Genomic DNA, 15121 nt, shown 5'->3' on the forward strand with positions numbered 1-15121 from the left:
GAGATTGGAAATGAACGCAGTCACGCTGCGGCCCGCCCGTGCACCCTCAGCCTTGTTGATGCTCGCCGAGTTCCGCGCCCTGTGGGAAGCCGGCGCCACGCTCGCCGTGTGGCCCGTGCTGAAGCTCGCACCGCGCGGCGATGGCCATCCGGTGCTGGTGCTGCCCGGCCTGACCTCCGGCGATTCGTCGACGCTCCTGTTGCGCCGCTATCTGAAGGGCCGCGGCTATGACGTGCACGGCTGGGGCCAGGGTCGCAACTTCGGTCCGCGCGCCGGCGTGGAGGAATCCATGGTCAGGAAGCTGGAGGAACTGCACGCGAAGGAAGGCCGAAAGGTGAGCCTGGTCGGCAAGAGCCTGGGCGGCGCGTATGCGCGCTTTCTGGCCCATCGCCATCCCAAGCTCGTACGCGGCGTCGTGACGCTCGGCAGCCCCTTCAAAGGCAGCCCGCGCTCGACCCGTGCTTGGCGCGTCTACGAAGGCTTGAGCGGCCGGAGCGCCGAGGATGAGCCGCGCCTGAAGCTTGTCGCTCGCACGCCGCGGGTGCCGACCACGTCGATCTTCAGCCGCAGCGACGGCATCGTAGCCTGGCGATGCAGCGTGGAGAGCACCGGGCGACGCTCGGAAAATATCGAAGTGCTCGGCAGCCACCTGGGCCTCGACACCCACCCTGCCGTGCTCTATGCGCTGGCCGACCGGCTCGCACAGCCCGAGGGCGAGTGGAAGCCGTTCAAGCGGGGCATGCTCGGGCCGCTGCTGTTTCCCAATCCGGCGCGCGGCATGCGCGCCGCCTGAGGATCGGGACAGCGCTTATTGCATCGGGACTTGGGTGGCGCGCTGGCCGAGCGAAGCATCGGCGAGCGACGGGTCGGCGTGGCCCAGGTAGAACTTGAACACCAGGCGCTGTACCAGATTGCCGTACGGCGGATAGAACAAGCCCATCGGGAACCAGGGCGCACGCTTGAAGGTGCCCTTGGCATGCGACAGCTCGCGAAAGCCTTCCTCGCCATGGTAGGAGCCCATTCCCGAGTTGCCGGTGCCGCCGAAAGGCAAGTCGTGGTTGAAGGCATGCCAGCCCCAGTCGTCGACGCACAGGCCGCCGGAATGCGTGAGCTTCGTCAGACGCTCCAGTTCCGCGCCCTTGCATCCGAACGCATAGAGCGCCAATGGCCGCGGCCTGGCTGCGATGTATTCGATGGCCTGGTCGAGCGTCTCGTAGCCCACCACCGGGAGGATCGGCCCGAACAGTTCCTCGTTGGCGATGCGCATGTCATCGCGCACGCCGGTGACGACGTGCAGCGGAATGCGCCGCCCCGCCCCGATGTCGCCGCAGGCGATCGCTTTGCCGCCCTTCGCGGTGGCGTCGACCAGCAGATCGCGGATGCGCTGAGCGTGCGGTTCGCAGGCCATGCTGGTGTAGTCGTGGTTGCCCTGCACCGTGGGGTACAGGCGCCGGAAGGATCGCTCCACCGCGCCGGCAAAGGCATCGAGCTGGTGGCGCGGCACCAATGCGTAATCGGGCGCAAGGCAGACCTGGCCACTGCTGAAGGCCTTGCCGTGCGCTACACGTTCGGCAGCCATTTCCACCGCGCTGTCGCTCGCCACGAGCGCCGGCGACTTGCCGCCGAGCTCCAGCGTCACCGGTGTCAGATGTTGCGCCGCCGCCCGCATGATGTGATGGCCCACCGCCGGCGAGCCGGTGAACACCAGATGGTTGAAGGGCAGATGCGAAAACGCCTGTGCCTCCGCGACCTCGCCGCCGAAGACCGCGACCTCCTCCTCGGCAAAGCACTCGGCCAGCATCTGCGCCAGCAGTTCGGTTGCGCGAGGAGACAGTTCCGACATCTTGATCATCACGCGATTACCCGCGGCCAGCGCGGCAACCAGCGGCCCCAGCGACAGGTACAGCGGAAAGTTCCACGGTGTGATCACGCCGACCACGCCCTTGGGCTGGTAGTTGACGAGCGCACTGTTGCTCAGGAAGAGCAGCTCGGTGGCGCGCCGCTGCGGCTCCATCCATTGACGCAGGCGGTGCAGCGCGTGGTTGATCTCGAGGATCGGCCCCAGCACCTCGATCAGCTTCGTCTCGGCCGGCGAACGGCCGCCGAAATCGGCGCTCACGGCTACGGCGATGCGATCCTGGTAGCGCTTGAGCAGGCCCTTCAATGCCTTCAGCTTGGCCTTGCGCTCGGACAGGGTGGGGTACGGTTTCGCCAGAAACGCCACGCGTTGCTGCTCGAAGGTGTCTTGCATGCGCTGAACGATGGTGTCCATGGATGCGCTCCTTAGGAAGGCGCCGCCATCGATTGCGCGTTGGCGGGCGTCGAGGACTGTCGCGGAAGGCCGCAGCGCTCGGCGATGAAGGCGCCGATCTCGTCGAGGGACTGCTTCGCCTGCGGCAGCATGCCGATCAACTGGAAGACGTGCGGCATACCGGGCCAGACCTTGACCCGGGCATCGACCCCGCAGGCGCGGGCGCGCTCGGCCGCGCGCAGCGAATCGTCGAGCAGCATCTCGCTGCCCGAAACGTGGAACAGCAGCGGCGGCAGTCCGGCCCAGTGTCCGAAGAGCGGCGAGACGGCAGGATCGTCCGCGGTTGCGCCGTCGAGGTAGGTCGACAGCACCAGCGTGAGCGCCTGCCGGTCGAACAGCACATCGCTGTCTTCGTTGCCATGCACCGAGGGGCTGCCGCCGGTGAGGTCGGTCACGGGCGACATCAGCGCCGCGCAGGCAGGCGATGGCCCGCCTTCATCGCGCAGGCGCATCAGCACGGCCAACGTGAGATTCCCACCGGCGGAATCACCGGCGACCGCCATGTTCTCGGACGGAAACCCCTGCCCGATCAGCCAGCGGCAGGCTGCGAAACAATCGTCCAGCCCTGCCGGAAAACGGTGCTCCGGTGCCAGTCGATAAGCCGGCACCAGCACGCGCATGCCGGTCTTCCGCGCCAGACTGGAGGCCATTTGCCGATAGCCGTTGGGCAAGTGCAGGCTGAATGCCCCGCCGTGCAGGTAGAGCAGCACGCCGCATCGCGCCGAGCCCTCCTCGCCGATCCATTCCGACGGCACGCCGTTGGCATCGACGTGGGCGACGCTGATCTTGCTGGCCACGAGCTTGAACCCGGCATCGGCCAGCCGCGACTTCTTGCGCAACTCGTCGATGGTGACGCCCTTGCTCCACAGGCGCTTGACACCTAAGCGAAGTGCCGCGTTGATGACCGGCATGGGGATCATGGATGCTGCGCCTGTGCCGCAGGGATGTGGCTCATCGCGTTCTCGGCGATGGCGGTGATCGTCAGCGAAGGGTTGACACCGGGGTTCGCTGGCATGGCGGCCCCGTCGCAGACGAGGAGGTTGCGATACCCGAAAACGCAGTTGTGCCGATCGACGACGCCGCTGCTCGCGTCCTTGCCGATGACTGCGCCACCGAGGATGTGCGCTGTCGACGGGATGTTGGCCAGGGCTTCGAGCACCATGCTCTGGGCGATGCCGCCCGTGTGCTGCGCGAGCCATTCCGCGGCCTCGTTGGCCACCGGGATGAAGGTCGGATTGGGTTTGTCCTTGTCCTGCTCGGTGCTGAGGCTGATGCCACCCCACCACCCGCGCCTGGCGCGAAAGGCGATGGCGTTGTCGAGGCTCTGCATGACCAGGAAGATGACGGTGCGCCGGCCCCAGCCGAACGGCCAGAGCACCTTGGCAAAGCGCAACGGGTGGCGCGCGATGCTGCCGAGCAGCCGCAGCGGACGGGTCAGGCGCGTGCCTTCGCCGGTGATCATGGTGAACTGGGTCGACATGAAGTCGCCCTTCGCGCCGTAAGTGACGAATTCGATATGCGTGTCCGGACGCGGGTGGATGCTGGCGCTGATGGCGACGTCCTTGCCCGGTTGGAGTCTCTCGTCAGGCAGGGTCACGGCCAGTATCGATTCGCTGTTGGTGCGCACGAGTTCGCCCAGCCGGTCGCTGATGGCCGGTAGGGAGCCCCCGAGCTTGCACTTGGCAAGCAACCGGTTGGTGCCCAGCGCACCGGCGGACACGACCACGCCGCGCGCGTTGAAACTGCGCCGCTGCTTGTTGAACCAGGCGCCAGGACGCTGCGTGGTCACGCGGTAGCCGTCACTGCCGTCGGCCGCGCCCAGCGGGCGGATGTCGACGACTTCGTGTTCCGGCAGGATCTGCGCGCCGGCCTTCTCGGCGAACCACAGGTAGTTCTTCACGAGTGTGTTCTTCGCGCCGACGCGACAGCCCACCATGCAGGCACCGCAGCGCGTGCAGCCGGTGCGATCCGGGCCCTTGCCGCCGAAGTACGGGTCGGGCACGCTGGTGCCAGGTTCGCCGAAGAAGATGCCCACCGGTGTGCGCCTGAATGTCTTCTCCACGCCGAAGTGCCGGGCCACGTCCATCAGCAACCTCTGCCCGTCGCTTTCGAAGGGAACGGTGTTCACGCCGAGCATCTGTTCGGCCGTGTCGTAGTGGGGTTCGAGCCTGGCCGCCCAGTCGTCCAGGCCTGCCCACTGCGGATTGACGAAGAACTCCGGTGCGCCGCGATACAAGGTGCAGGCATAGACGACGCTGCCGCCACCGACCGCCGAGCCGCTGGCAATGAACACGTCCTTGAAAGGCGTCAGGCGCAGGATGCCGCGCAGGCCCAGCGCCGGCGCCCAGAGAAAGTCCCGCAGGTTCCAGGTCGTAGCCGCGTAGTCCTCGTCGCGATAGCGCCGACCGCATTCGAGCACCCCGACCTTGTAGCCCTTCTCGGACAGTCGAAGCCCCGAGACACTGCCGCCGAAACCCGAACCCACGATCAGCCAGTCATAGTCAAAGCTCGTCATGTCACGCTGCGCAGTTCGCGACGCAGGATCTTGCCGACGGCCGATTTCGGCAACGCATCGACGAAGCGGACGATCCGCGGCACCTTGTAGGCGGTGAGCTGGTTGCGGCAGAACGCCACGACGTCGGCTTCGCTCAGCGTCGCGTCCGCCGCCTTGACGATGAACAGCTTGACCGCCTCGCCCGACTTCTCGTCGGGCACCCCGATGCAGGCGCATTCGATGACACCGGGGCAGCCGGTGGCCACCGCCTCGATCTCGTTCGGATAGACGTTGAAGCCCGAGACGATGATCATGTCTTTCTTGCGGTCGACGATTCGGAGGAAGCCCTTGGCGTCGAACACGCCGACGTCGCCGGTCCGGAAATAGCCGTCGGCGGTGAACGTCGCCGCCTGGGTCTCGGGCTTCTGCCAGTAGCCGCTCATCACTTGCGGGCCCTTGGCGCAGATCTCGCCGGCCTCGCCGATGCCGACTTCGCGGCCGTCCTCGTCCAGCAGCTGGATGTCCGTCGATGGCATCGGCAGGCCGGTGGTGCCGGTGAATTCCTGGATCGAGGCCGGGTTGAAGGTCAGGACCGGAGAAGTCTCCGACAGTCCGTAGCCCTCCCGGATGAACGTGCCGGTGAGCGCGCGCCACTTGTCGGACACCGCACCGATCACCGCCGCGCCACCGCCGCCCGCAAGGCGCAGGTTGGACCAGTCGACCTCCTTGCTCTTCGGGTGCGCGCACAGGCCTGCGTAGAGCGTGTTCACCCCCATGAACACGGTGGGGCGCGCCTTCTTCATCGTATCGATGAAGCTTTCGAAGTCGCGCGGATTGGGCACCAGCCAGTTGTCGGCGCCGACCGAGAAGTAGGTGATGAAGTTCACCATCAGCGCAAAGATGTGATACAGCGGAATGGCCGTGACGACGACCTCCTCGCCCGCGCGCACGTTGTCGGGCATGCAGGCCTTGAACTGCTCGGTGTTGGCGACCAGGTTGCGGTGCGACAGCGATGCGCCCTTGGACAAGCCGGTGGTGCCGCCGGTGTATTGCAGGAACAGCAGGTCGTCGCCGTTGAGCTCGACCGGCTCGAACGGCAGCTTGGAACCCTCTTCCAGCGCCTGGGCCAACGAGGTGGCAGAACCCAGGCGCGCATCCACCGGCGGGCTGGGAATCTGCACGCCGCTGCCGTCGCCCACACCGGTGGTGATCACGGTCTTCAACCGGGTCCGGTCCATCACTTCGGCGACCGTCCCCGACACGCCGCTGTAGACGATGATCGTTTCGGCCCCGGCATCGTTGAGCTGGTGTTCGAGTTCGCGCGCCGTGTACAGCGGATTGACATTCACCTGCACCGCCCCGGCGCGGATGATGCCGAGGAAGGCGATCGGGAACGCGAGCAGGTTCGGCGACATCACGGCGATGCGATCGCCCCGTCGAACGCCCAGCCTGGCCTGCAGGTAGGCCGCGAAATCGCGTGACAGCCCGTCGACCTGGGCATAGGTGAGCGTCTGGCCGGCGCAGCGGAAGGCCGGCTTGTCGGCGAATCGCTTCATCGCCTGCTCCATCATCTCCGTGACCGAGCGATAGGCGTCGGCGTTGATCTCCTTGGGGATTTCGCCATAGCTGGCGTGCCAGTGTCTTGTGGTCATGTCTTGCTCCAGGGTGTGAGGGCTGCGGGAGTCGCGAAAATCAGGGCGCGACAACGTTGAAGACGGGATCGAAGTCGACGACGTTCGCCACCAGGGCGGCGAAGCCCTTCGGGTCACCCTCGACCTTGATCAGACCGGCCTGCACCAGTTCGGGCACCTTCTTGCCTTGCAGCAACATCGCCAGAAACGCGGGCCGAGTCAGCGTCAACGTGACATCGGGGTTCTTCAGCACGCGCCCCTTGGTGTTGTTCAGCACCGAATTCGACAGCTCCAGCGCCCAGACTTCGTTCGTGTCGCTGAACACCATACTGATCGCGGCCTTCATGCCGTCGGTCTTCTCGTGATTCAGGCGCAGCGCGATGTAGTCGAACAGCAACTCGTTGGTCATTCCGCGCACCGTATCGGGCCCGCTCGAACTGGCCCCCGAGGTGCGTGGGCCGGCGCGCAGTTCCAGCGCGCCCATCAGGTAGGCATTGCGCCAGGTGGCCGACTCGGCCTGGTAGCCCAACTGTTCCAGCGCATCGGCTTGCAGCGCGCGTGCGTCGGCGTTGCTCGGATTGGCGAAGACCACGTGGTTCACCATCTCGGCGACCCAGCGGTAGTCGCCTTGGTCGAAGGCCTTCTTGCCATTGGCGATGACCGCGGCTTCACCCCCCATCGCGGCCACGTAGCGCCTGGCGGCATCGACCGGCGGGAGGCGGTTCAGCGTGGCCGGATTGGCGTCGTAGTAGCCCAGGTAGAAGTTGTAGACCCCGCGCAAGTTATGGCTGAGCGTGCCGTAGTAGCCGTGCGAACTGGCATCCTTGACCAGCTCCTTCGGGAAGAAGGGCTCGTTGCCGATCTCATCCATCACCATGCCCAGGTTCGCCAGGTGCAGCGCACGGTCGTGCAGGAAGCGGTAGGTGTCGCGCTGGTTCGCCAGATACTGGCGAATGTTCTGGTTGCCCCAGGTCGGCCAATGGTGGCTCGCGAACGCCACTTCGGCATCGGGATACAGGTCGAGCGTCTCGTTGATGTACTTGCTCCATGACAGCGCATCACGCACCTTCGCGCCGCGGATGGTGTAGACGTTGTGCATCAGCTTGGTGGCCACCTCCGACAGGCACAGCGCCTTCTTGTCGGGGAGATAGATCATGAATTCCGACGGCGCTTCCGAGTCCTGCGCCATCTGGAACTGGAAGCGCACGCCGTCGACGGTCATCTCCTCGCCGGTCTTCTTGATGAGATGTGTCGGCGGCACCAGCCCCGGCGCGCCGTTGCTCAGCGACAGCCCGAGGCCGGTTCCGACCGAGCCCTTGTCGTTGGCCGGCAGCGTGATGCCGTACATGTAGTTGGCGCGGCGCGACATGGCATTGCCGGCGAGCACGTTCTCGGCCACTGCGTTGTCCATGAAACCTTCAGGTGCGATGACCTTGACCTTGCCCGAGCGCACGTCGGCCTCGTCGAGCACGCCGCGCACGCCGCCGAAGTGATCGACATGGCTGTGGGTGTAGATCACAGCGACCACCGGCTTGGTGCTGCGCAGGTGCTCCATGGCCAGCTTCAGGCCGGCCCGGGCCATCTCCTCGGTGAACAGCGTGTCGATGACGATCCAGCCGCTGGCGCCTTCGACCAGCGTCATGTTGGCCATGTCGTAGCCGCGGATCTGGTAGATGCCGTCGGCCACCTTGAACAGGCCTTGCGCGGTGTTGAGCTTCTGCTCGCGCCACAGGCTGGGGTTGACCGTGGCGGGCGCATCGCCCTTGACGAAATCGTATCGCTGCGTGTTCCACACGAGCCGCCCGTCCGGCGCCTTGACCAGCGGGTCCTTCAGCTCCGCCAGCTTGCCTCGCGTGGCGTCTTCGAAGTCCTGCTTGTCGGCCATCGCCATCGCCTTGCGCACCGCTTCGTTGGCGCGCTCGGTAGCGGCGGTGGCGGGCTTGGAAATCGGAACTGCAGTGCTGGCTTGCTGAGCGAAGGCTGCTGCGCTGGTCAGCAGCAGTGCGACGCCGGCACATCCCATGGCGAATGGCTTCTTCATTGTTTCTTCTCCTGAAATCGATGGGGGTCGAGGTGAAGCGAAGTGGTCAGGCAGATGCCGAGCTCGTGCTGCGCTTGGCCGGTGTTGCTCGCTTTCTGGTCGCTGGAGTCTTCCCGGCGGCGGTCTTGCGCGGCGCCCTGACCGATGCCTTGGCCGATTTCTTCTGCGGCGCAGGCGCAGGTTCGGCGGCCGGCACGCTCTCGCCCAACGCGGCCCTCAATTCCACATACGCCTGCTCGGTGAAGCGCGCCAGCTCTTCGATGTGCGGCACGGCCTCGGGCATGGCCAGGAAACCGAGCTGCAGTCGCTCGCCCAGAGAGACCGCCGTGACATTGAGCTTGTGTCCGGCCGCCACCACCGATACCGGCAGCACAAGCTCCACCGCGGCACCCATCAGGTACGGCTGGCCTGCCAGGCCGAAGGGGTTCGACACCATTAGGTTCGACAGGCGTGGCGCCGCCTGGGCCGCGACCATCTCCATCAGCAGCGGCACCGCATGCACGATGGTGGTGTAGAGCATCACGGTGTCACTGCTGAGTGTCTTCAGTTGCTCCTTCAGCCGACCCGTCTCGGCGCGGATCGCGGCCAGTCGCTCGGCCACCGAGTCGCCGGCCTTGCCCAGCGGAAACTGCAGCACCGCGATCTGGTTGCCGCCCTTGGCGTCTTCGGCCAGTGCCACCGGCATGTCGGCCACCAGTGGCTCCTTGTACTTGCCGCCTCGCTTGCGCAGGTACTGCTGCATGGCCATGTCGAGCGCCGTCAGCAGCAGGTCGTTGACAGTGGCGCCGCGGGCCTTGCCCAGGCTCTTCATCTCGGTCAGCGGCAGCGTGCAGTACGCATAGCTACGCTTGGGCGAGAGCGCACCGTCGAAGGCAGAAGACACCTTCAGGTAGGGCAGCGACAACTCCTTGCCCAAGCTCAACGCCCGGAGTCCCTGCTGCGCGAGCATGCCGTACAAACCGGCTGCCGAGAGCAACGCGCCGGTGACCTGGCTCCCCGCGCCCAGGAGTTGCTGCACCATGTCGGCGCGTTCCCTGGTGGCGCTGCTCGATCGCGGCACGCCGTCCCAGAGGGCGCGGACGACCTTGTCTTTCGGGTCATGGGTGAGCCACAGCGTGACCGCCTTGACGAAGGTGCGTCCGTCGATGATGCCGTGGTGCGCCTTGCCATACAGCGCCACGCGGCCATCGACCAGTCCGTCGATGACATAAAACTGCCAAAGCAGGCCAGACCGGTCGAGCTGCGTCTCGTGGAGCGCGCAGACTTCCTTCAGCAACGCATCCATGGTCGCGTTCTTCAGCGTCAGCCGGTGCACATGCGCCCGGATGTCGGGGTCGGTCATTGGCTCGACCGAAGGCAGATGGGTCAAGGACTGTTTGAAACGGTAGTTGAAGGGCGGGCCGGGCGGCCGCTTCAGCAACTTGGCGTGCAGCTTGTCCGCGAAATTTCCCTTGAAGCTTTCCGGCGGGCGCAACAGGACCAGCGGGCCGATGTTGAACGGCCGGGCAGGCGTTTCGAGCAGGAACATGGCCAGGTCAATCGCCGAAAGTGCGGGCATCGTCGTCTCCTGTCTGTACTTCGACCGGTCGTCGCCGGTGCGCGAATCGAGCCGTTCGCTTCGATGCGGTTTGTGCAGGGAGATGGCGCGTCGAACGTCGGCCCACGCCCATGCGCGACCGTCGCTCCCGCATGGCAGGCAGCCTGAAGACTAGCCCCGCAGGACGACGCTGAAAATCGTGGCGCGCACGTGCCGAAGGACCGTGCGCCCACGCAAGCCTATAGGTGCTGCCACGTACTACCAGACTCCGCTTGACTTCCGAGCAGACGCGACGTATGCGGGTGCGCAGCCCGCCAGCCTATTGCCTTCTCGCGTTGTTGTTCGACAGAAAGTACGTCAGCGCCGCCACGACGAGCGCCAGCCCCGCGCCGAACGCAGCGATGTCGCTGGAGCCCTCCCAGGCGACGACCTCGCGCAGGAACAGAACCGACAGAACGGCAATGACGACGCTCACCAGGTTTCCCTTGAGGTCTTCGAGGTTGTGGACTTCGAGCCACTTCGGCAGCGGCAACTTGTCATCGATGAACAGCGCATAGAGGCCGATGCTGATGATGTAGACCGCAATCCCGATGAGGAAGACGTCCACGGCTTCGACGATGCCCACCGCGAAGATCTTGACCGCCTTCGCCGAAACCGATCCGGCACGGATCGCCTCCATGAACGTCGCACACAGGGCTATCGCCTCGTACAGGATCAGCGCCACCGAACCCAGGAACGTCCCGATCACGGGAATGATCATGATGTACCGGCTCGAAGCCAGGATTCGTCGCATCATCAGCAGAGCTCCTTCAGTTGGACATGCTTTGTGGCCTCGAACACGCCGTTGGTCAAGCGGCACTCAGTGCCGGTGGCCGCTTGCGCGCGCGCGGCGGTAGTGTTCGCCGAGAACGTCGCGCCCCCAGTCGCCCTCGAAGTCGCGCCACACGTTGTGGATGTGATTGCCGCCCGAGTTGTCCCATTCGATCAGAAAGCGCGCGCCCTGGATGCGCCAGTAGTGAGGCTGTCCGCGATCGGTGCCACCCGCCCATCCGAAGTGGATGCCGTCCAGGCCGCCTGCACGCACGCGCTCCAGTCGCTGCTGCGCCAACGACGATTCGGCCACTGAGGCCAGCGACTCGATGATGCGCAGCAGCAAGGCCTGCTGCGCTGCGTCCAGAGCGCTGAAGGCCACACCCACAGGTGCCATGGGGTCCAGTTGGGCGGCATTGCGCGTGACGATGTCACCGAACGGACGGGCACTGAAGATGGCCTGCTGGCGCTGCGCCGGCGAGAGCGCGGCCAGCAGCGCAAAGGCGCGGTCCTCCTCCTCGCCCAACGCGCGCTGGCCCTTGCGCGGACCCTTGCCAGCGATGTCGCGGGGCACTTGAGCGGGATTGGCACCCAGGAACTGCGGCAGCGTGGACGCGACCTGGCCGTCGGCCAGCGTGAAGTGCAGCGAGAGATGGTGCCCCTCGATACGCCAGCCCCAGGGCGAAGCGGAGTCCGGCGTGCCGAACAACGCGATGGCGTAGTTCTCCGGATCGCGCGAGAGGCCGAAGGTTTCGATCTCGCGCAGCGCGATCTCCAGGGCGATGATGGCCTGTACCTTAACCAGTCCCGGTTCCGACAAGGCCGCGGCCAGCAACTGCTGCGCTGCCTGGCGCTGCGCACCCTCCATGGTCTTGAACGCGATGCCGGGCCGGCTGCGCGGCGTGTAGTTCCAATCGCCACGCGCCTCCAGCGTGAACGGCAGCAGCAGGTCTGGCCGCTGCGTCGGCGGCGTCGCCTCCAGCAGCGCCCGCGCCGCGGCCGTCATGGCCTGCGCTGCGCGACGGGTGTCGGCCGCGGCGGCGGCATGGGGCACCATGGCGAGCAAGGTCCAGCAGGTCATCCAGGTGGAGAGAGTGCGCAGCAGCATGGTTGGCGCAAGAATGCCTGAGTTGAGGGCTGGGGACCAGAGTGCGGGTGTACATTGGCCGCCCGACGCACAACCAACGCGACTCATGGCACGACCGAACGAGTGGGTAAAGAAGGTCCTGGCACTGCTGCAGGCCGGCAACACCGCGGCGGCGATTGCTCAGATCAAGGTGGCACCGAGCGCGAAGGACGTGCGCGCGCTGCAGTCCGCGCTGGAGGCCGGCAACCTGTCGGCACGATGGCGCGACGTCAACGAGGCGCTCCAGAACAGTTTCGACGCGCTCTCCGCGCCGCGCCTGCACCGATCGCCTTAGCGGCGTTGGCGGCGAGCCCACGCATCGCCATCCCGCTCAAGTGTCGGACTCAGCCGGCCGGCGGCGACGCAGGCTCGCTCCAGAGCTTGCCACCGGTCGCCCAGTCGTGCTTCGCGATGTCGTAGAACAGGATGTCGACAGCTTCGGGCGAACCGCCCAGTGTGCGTACGGTGGCCTCGGTCAAGGCCTGCGCGAGGGCGCGCTTCTGCTCGATCTTGCGACCCTCGAACAATTCGACGCGGATGGTGGGCATGTGAGTTCTCCAGTTGAAGCTTCGATCAGTCAATCCCGATAGCCGGGCGCGGTCCGGTCGAGCCGCCGCACCAGGGCCGGCCATTCCATGTCGCCATCCCATTCGCTGCCGTCGCCGACCCATTCACCATAGGTGCGTGCAGCGAGTTCGTCGCTGACCACACGCACCTCGCCGCCAGTGGCCCCCATCGCGCGCAGTTGCGCTTGCGCTGCGCGCTCGAGCAGGTGCATCAGCATCCAGGCTTCGGCCACGGTGCGACCGACGACCAGCGTGCCGTGGTTATCGAGGATCAAGCCGTCGAGCGCACCGAGGTCCGCGACGAGTCGAAGTTGCTCATCGACACCGAGCGCCAGCCCTTCGTAGGCGTGGCGGCCGAGCCGCCGGTGCAGGCGCATCGCGTATTGCGAGGTCGGCTGTAGGCCGTTCGGCAGCATCGACAACGCCACGCCCCAGGGTGTGTGCAGGTGGATCACGCACTCGACCTCGGGTCGCGCGGCATGCACCGCGCCGTGGATCGCGAAGCCGCTCGGGTTCACCCGGGCGCCGGAACCATCGACCACCTCGCCGCGCACGTTGACCTTGACCAGGCTCGACGCAGTGATCTCGTCGAAGGTCGCACCGAACGGGTTCAGCAGGTAATGGCCCGGCTCACCGGGAACGCTGGCCGACAGATGGGTGTAGACGGTGTCATCCCAGCCGTTCTGCGCGGCCATGCGGTAGGCCGCGGCGAGGTCGACGCGAACCTCGCGCTCGGTGCGTGCCGGGCGCGGGTCGGTTTGGAGGTGCTGGTTCATGCGATGAGCGGGAGGCGATGACTTTCAAACGTGCACTGCTGCAAGAGCGCCAATGACCAGGCCAATGCCTGCAACCGCGAGCATCCCCCACTCCAGCCACCTTTTCCTTGTCAGCAACGCCATGGCAGCCAAGGCGATGGAGACCTGCAGCGCAGTTGTCGCTTGCGCCCAGCGATGATGCTGGTTCATCTGTGCCTCCGATTTCTGGTCCCAATCGTTGGCCTCGGCCTCGAGCTTTTGCGCAACGAGCAGGATTTCGGCTTTCTCCTGCTCGTATCGGGAAACCTTGGTCTGCCAGACTTGCTTGCGGTCGTCGGGCGACGTGTCCCTGGCGAACTCCGCAAGGGACTGTTTCGTGCTCTTCGACTGAAAGTAGTTCCATTGGTTGGAGGCCTCGGTTTTCTTCATGCCCGCGTTGTTCTTGTAGAGCCCCGCGTTGGCTTGCGTGAGCCCGCCCATGTACGCAAAGAGCGCCCCCACCGTGGCAATGACGGCAGTGCACACCGCGATCTGGCTGGTCATGTTCTTGCGGCCAGTTGGGGAAGTCGATTCGGAGTCGCCGTGGGTACCAGCGTGCTCGAGTTCGTGGTCGTGCGGGCCATGCACGTGAAAGCCGCCTGCTGACATGGATTTCCTTGTTGTCGTGGGGGACGCAAGTATGCCGATGCGGATACGGCCAGCAAAGCTGGAAACCCTCGGCCGTCGAGGCCGAGCAGCGCTGCAGGCGCAATTCGCAGGTGGATGATTCAGCGGGGTCTCGCCGCCTGCCCGGCCTGGAACGGGAACACCACCGCCCAATCCCGCTTCATGTCGACGACAGTCCAGCCCTTGGTGCGTGCAATGTCGAGCGTCGATGCACTGAGCTTGCCGACGCTGGAGTTGCTGTCGTAAGCCCATTCGCGCGCAGCGTCGGTATGGTGGACGATGCCCATGAAGCGCGCGCCTGTGCCGGCAGCCGTCCACTGCAGCATCTGCAGGTCACCGTCGGAATTGCCGAACGCGAAGATGGGCCGGCGACCGATGTGGGTGTTGATGGCCACCGGCTTGCCGGGTCCGTCATCGATGAAGTTCAGTTCGGCCAGCCGCATGATGACCGGAGCGCTGCCGCGCATTTCGTACTGCGTCTTCCCGCTGCTGCCCACGACCTGCTCCGGCGGCACGCCGTACACCTTCTCCGTCCACGGCCGCATGAAGGCCATGCCGCCACCCGAGACGATGAAAGTCTTGAAGCCGTTGGCCCGCAGATAGGTCAGCAGTTCGATCATCGGCTGATACACCATCGACGTGTAGGGCTGGTTGAATCTCGGATGCTTCGCCGTGGCCAGCCAGTCGAGCACCAGTGCGTCGAACTCCGCCGTCGACATACCGGTGCTGGTGGCCCCCACCAATGCAAGGATCGATTTTTCGCCCCCGGCCATCGCGCCTCTGACGTCACCCTTCAGCACCGAGGCGAACGGCTCTTGCGTCCTCCATTCGGGATGCTGGGGCGCGAGCACCTTGACGCGATCGAGGATGAAGAAGGCCTGCGAATACAACGGCTGCTCGGCCCACAACGTGCCGTCGTTGTCGAAGGTCGCGATGCGCTCGGGAACCGGCACGAAGTCCGGCGAACCCGGCGTCGTGACCTTGGCCACGAAGCCGATGATGGACTGCTTCGTGCTGCCCTCGTTCCAGGAAGGAAGCGGATCGGGCTTGACCGATGCGCAGCCGGTCAGCAATAGGAACAGCGCATACAGCGCCAAGCACCACGCGGATTGAAATCGTCGGACTGGCACAGAGGTTCTCACGGCCTTCCCTCCTTGTTCAAATGCCTGGAGACTAGAAGAACT

The 15121-nt window shown here is 65.7% G+C and carries 14 protein-coding genes; 2 read left to right on the top strand and 12 right to left on the bottom strand.

Going from position 1 to position 15121, the window contains the following annotated elements:
• Window positions 1–10: 10 nt before the first annotated feature.
• A complete protein-coding gene (locus QTI04_RS26340) occupies window positions 11–793 on the top strand; it encodes an alpha/beta fold hydrolase (protein WP_286600647.1) in 783 nt (260 codons plus the stop codon).
• 15 nt (window positions 794–808) lie between these two features.
• Here the strand turns inward: QTI04_RS26340 and QTI04_RS26345 are convergent, their stop codons facing one another.
• From QTI04_RS26345 to QTI04_RS26380, 8 genes are all read right to left on the bottom strand, one after another.
• Window positions 809–2272 carry a coniferyl aldehyde dehydrogenase gene (locus QTI04_RS26345; protein WP_286618103.1) on the bottom strand — a complete coding sequence of 488 codons (1464 nt, stop codon included), beginning with the start codon at window positions 2270–2272 and terminating at the stop codon, window positions 809–811.
• 11 nt (window positions 2273–2283) lie between these two features.
• Window positions 2284–3231: an alpha/beta hydrolase gene (locus QTI04_RS26350; RefSeq protein ID WP_286618105.1), complete on the bottom strand. Its 948-nt coding sequence runs from the start codon at window positions 3229–3231 to the stop codon at window positions 2284–2286.
• Window positions 3228–4826, bottom strand: a complete 1599-nt coding sequence (locus QTI04_RS26355) for a GMC oxidoreductase (RefSeq protein ID WP_286618106.1) — start codon at window positions 4824–4826, stop codon at window positions 3228–3230. The genes QTI04_RS26350 and QTI04_RS26355 overlap by 4 nt, the downstream gene beginning before the upstream one ends.
• Window positions 4823–6457 carry an AMP-binding protein gene (locus QTI04_RS26360; RefSeq protein ID WP_286618107.1) on the bottom strand — a complete coding sequence of 545 codons (1635 nt, stop codon included), beginning with the start codon at window positions 6455–6457 and terminating at the stop codon, window positions 4823–4825. Before QTI04_RS26360 ends, QTI04_RS26355 begins: the two co-directional genes overlap by 4 nt.
• Before the next feature lie 40 nt (window positions 6458–6497).
• Window positions 6498–8477, bottom strand: coding sequence for an alkyl/aryl-sulfatase (locus QTI04_RS26365; RefSeq protein WP_286618108.1), 1980 nt, complete (start codon window positions 8475–8477; stop codon window positions 6498–6500).
• Window positions 8478–8523: 46 nt separating this feature from the next.
• The gene (locus QTI04_RS26370; RefSeq protein ID WP_286618109.1) at window positions 8524–10035 is read right to left on the bottom strand and encodes a wax ester/triacylglycerol synthase domain-containing protein; all 1512 of its coding nucleotides are present in this window, start codon (window positions 10033–10035) and stop codon (window positions 8524–8526) included.
• 298 nt (window positions 10036–10333) lie between these two features.
• Window positions 10334–10810: a YqhA family protein gene (locus QTI04_RS26375; protein WP_286600640.1), complete on the bottom strand. Its 477-nt coding sequence runs from the start codon at window positions 10808–10810 to the stop codon at window positions 10334–10336.
• A gap of 63 nt (window positions 10811–10873) precedes the next feature.
• Entirely contained in the window at window positions 10874–11932 is a 1059-nt protein-coding gene (locus QTI04_RS26380) for a DUF3500 domain-containing protein (protein WP_286618110.1), read from the bottom strand.
• 85 nt (window positions 11933–12017) lie between these two features.
• Here QTI04_RS26380 and QTI04_RS26385 point away from each other — a divergent pair, with 85 nt between their 5' ends.
• Entirely contained in the window at window positions 12018–12245 is a 228-nt protein-coding gene (locus QTI04_RS26385; protein WP_286618111.1) for a hypothetical protein, read from the top strand.
• A 49-nt stretch (window positions 12246–12294) separates the two neighbouring features.
• Here the strand turns inward: QTI04_RS26385 and QTI04_RS26390 are convergent, their stop codons facing one another.
• From QTI04_RS26390 to QTI04_RS26405, 4 genes are all read right to left on the bottom strand, one after another.
• On the bottom strand, window positions 12295–12498 hold the full coding sequence (locus tag QTI04_RS26390; protein WP_286618113.1) for a 4-oxalocrotonate tautomerase: 204 nt from the start codon (window positions 12496–12498) through the stop codon (window positions 12295–12297).
• A 29-nt stretch (window positions 12499–12527) separates the two neighbouring features.
• The gene (locus tag QTI04_RS26395) at window positions 12528–13292 is read right to left on the bottom strand and encodes a class II aldolase/adducin family protein (RefSeq protein WP_286618114.1); all 765 of its coding nucleotides are present in this window, start codon (window positions 13290–13292) and stop codon (window positions 12528–12530) included.
• A gap of 24 nt (window positions 13293–13316) precedes the next feature.
• The gene (locus tag QTI04_RS26400) at window positions 13317–13919 is read right to left on the bottom strand and encodes a DUF4337 domain-containing protein (protein ID WP_286618116.1); all 603 of its coding nucleotides are present in this window, start codon (window positions 13917–13919) and stop codon (window positions 13317–13319) included.
• 119 nt (window positions 13920–14038) lie between these two features.
• Window positions 14039–15079, bottom strand: a complete 1041-nt coding sequence (locus tag QTI04_RS26405; RefSeq protein ID WP_286618118.1) for an HAD family phosphatase — start codon at window positions 15077–15079, stop codon at window positions 14039–14041.
• Window positions 15080–15121 lie beyond the last annotated feature (42 nt).

It is taken from the genome of Variovorax sp. J22R115 (genome assembly GCF_030317005.1).
Lineage (GTDB): Bacteria > Pseudomonadota > Gammaproteobacteria > Burkholderiales > Burkholderiaceae_C > Variovorax.

Bases quoted from the DNA above. Each gene is read 5' to 3' on its own strand.
- QTI04_RS26395 (WP_286618114.1), bottom strand. From the start codon at position 13,292: ATGAACCAGCACCTCCAAACCGACCCGCGCCCGGCACGCACCGAGCGC.
- QTI04_RS26355 (WP_286618106.1), bottom strand. From the start codon at position 4,826: ATGACGAGCTTTGACTATGACTGGCTGATCGTGGGTTCGGGTTTCGGC.
- QTI04_RS26375 (WP_286600640.1), bottom strand. From the start codon at position 10,810: ATGATGCGACGAATCCTGGCTTCGAGCCGGTACATCATGATCATTCCC.
- QTI04_RS26350 (WP_286618105.1), bottom strand. From the start codon at position 3,231: ATGATCCCCATGCCGGTCATCAACGCGGCACTTCGCTTAGGTGTCAAG.
- QTI04_RS26380 (WP_286618110.1), bottom strand. From the start codon at position 11,932: ATGCTGCTGCGCACTCTCTCCACCTGGATGACCTGCTGGACCTTGCTC.
- QTI04_RS26365 (WP_286618108.1), bottom strand. From the start codon at position 8,477: ATGAAGAAGCCATTCGCCATGGGATGTGCCGGCGTCGCACTGCTGCTG.
- QTI04_RS26400 (WP_286618116.1), bottom strand. From the start codon at position 13,919: ATGTCAGCAGGCGGCTTTCACGTGCATGGCCCGCACGACCACGAACTC.
- QTI04_RS26360 (WP_286618107.1), bottom strand. From the start codon at position 6,457: ATGACCACAAGACACTGGCACGCCAGCTATGGCGAAATCCCCAAGGAG.
- QTI04_RS26390 (WP_286618113.1), bottom strand. From the start codon at position 12,498: ATGCCCACCATCCGCGTCGAATTGTTCGAGGGTCGCAAGATCGAGCAG.
- QTI04_RS26345 (WP_286618103.1), bottom strand. From the start codon at position 2,272: ATGGACACCATCGTTCAGCGCATGCAAGACACCTTCGAGCAGCAACGC.
- QTI04_RS26385 (WP_286618111.1), top strand. From the start codon at position 12,018: ATGGCACGACCGAACGAGTGGGTAAAGAAGGTCCTGGCACTGCTGCAG.
- QTI04_RS26370 (WP_286618109.1), bottom strand. From the start codon at position 10,035: ATGCCCGCACTTTCGGCGATTGACCTGGCCATGTTCCTGCTCGAAACG.
- QTI04_RS26340 (WP_286600647.1), top strand. From the start codon at position 11: ATGAACGCAGTCACGCTGCGGCCCGCCCGTGCACCCTCAGCCTTGTTG.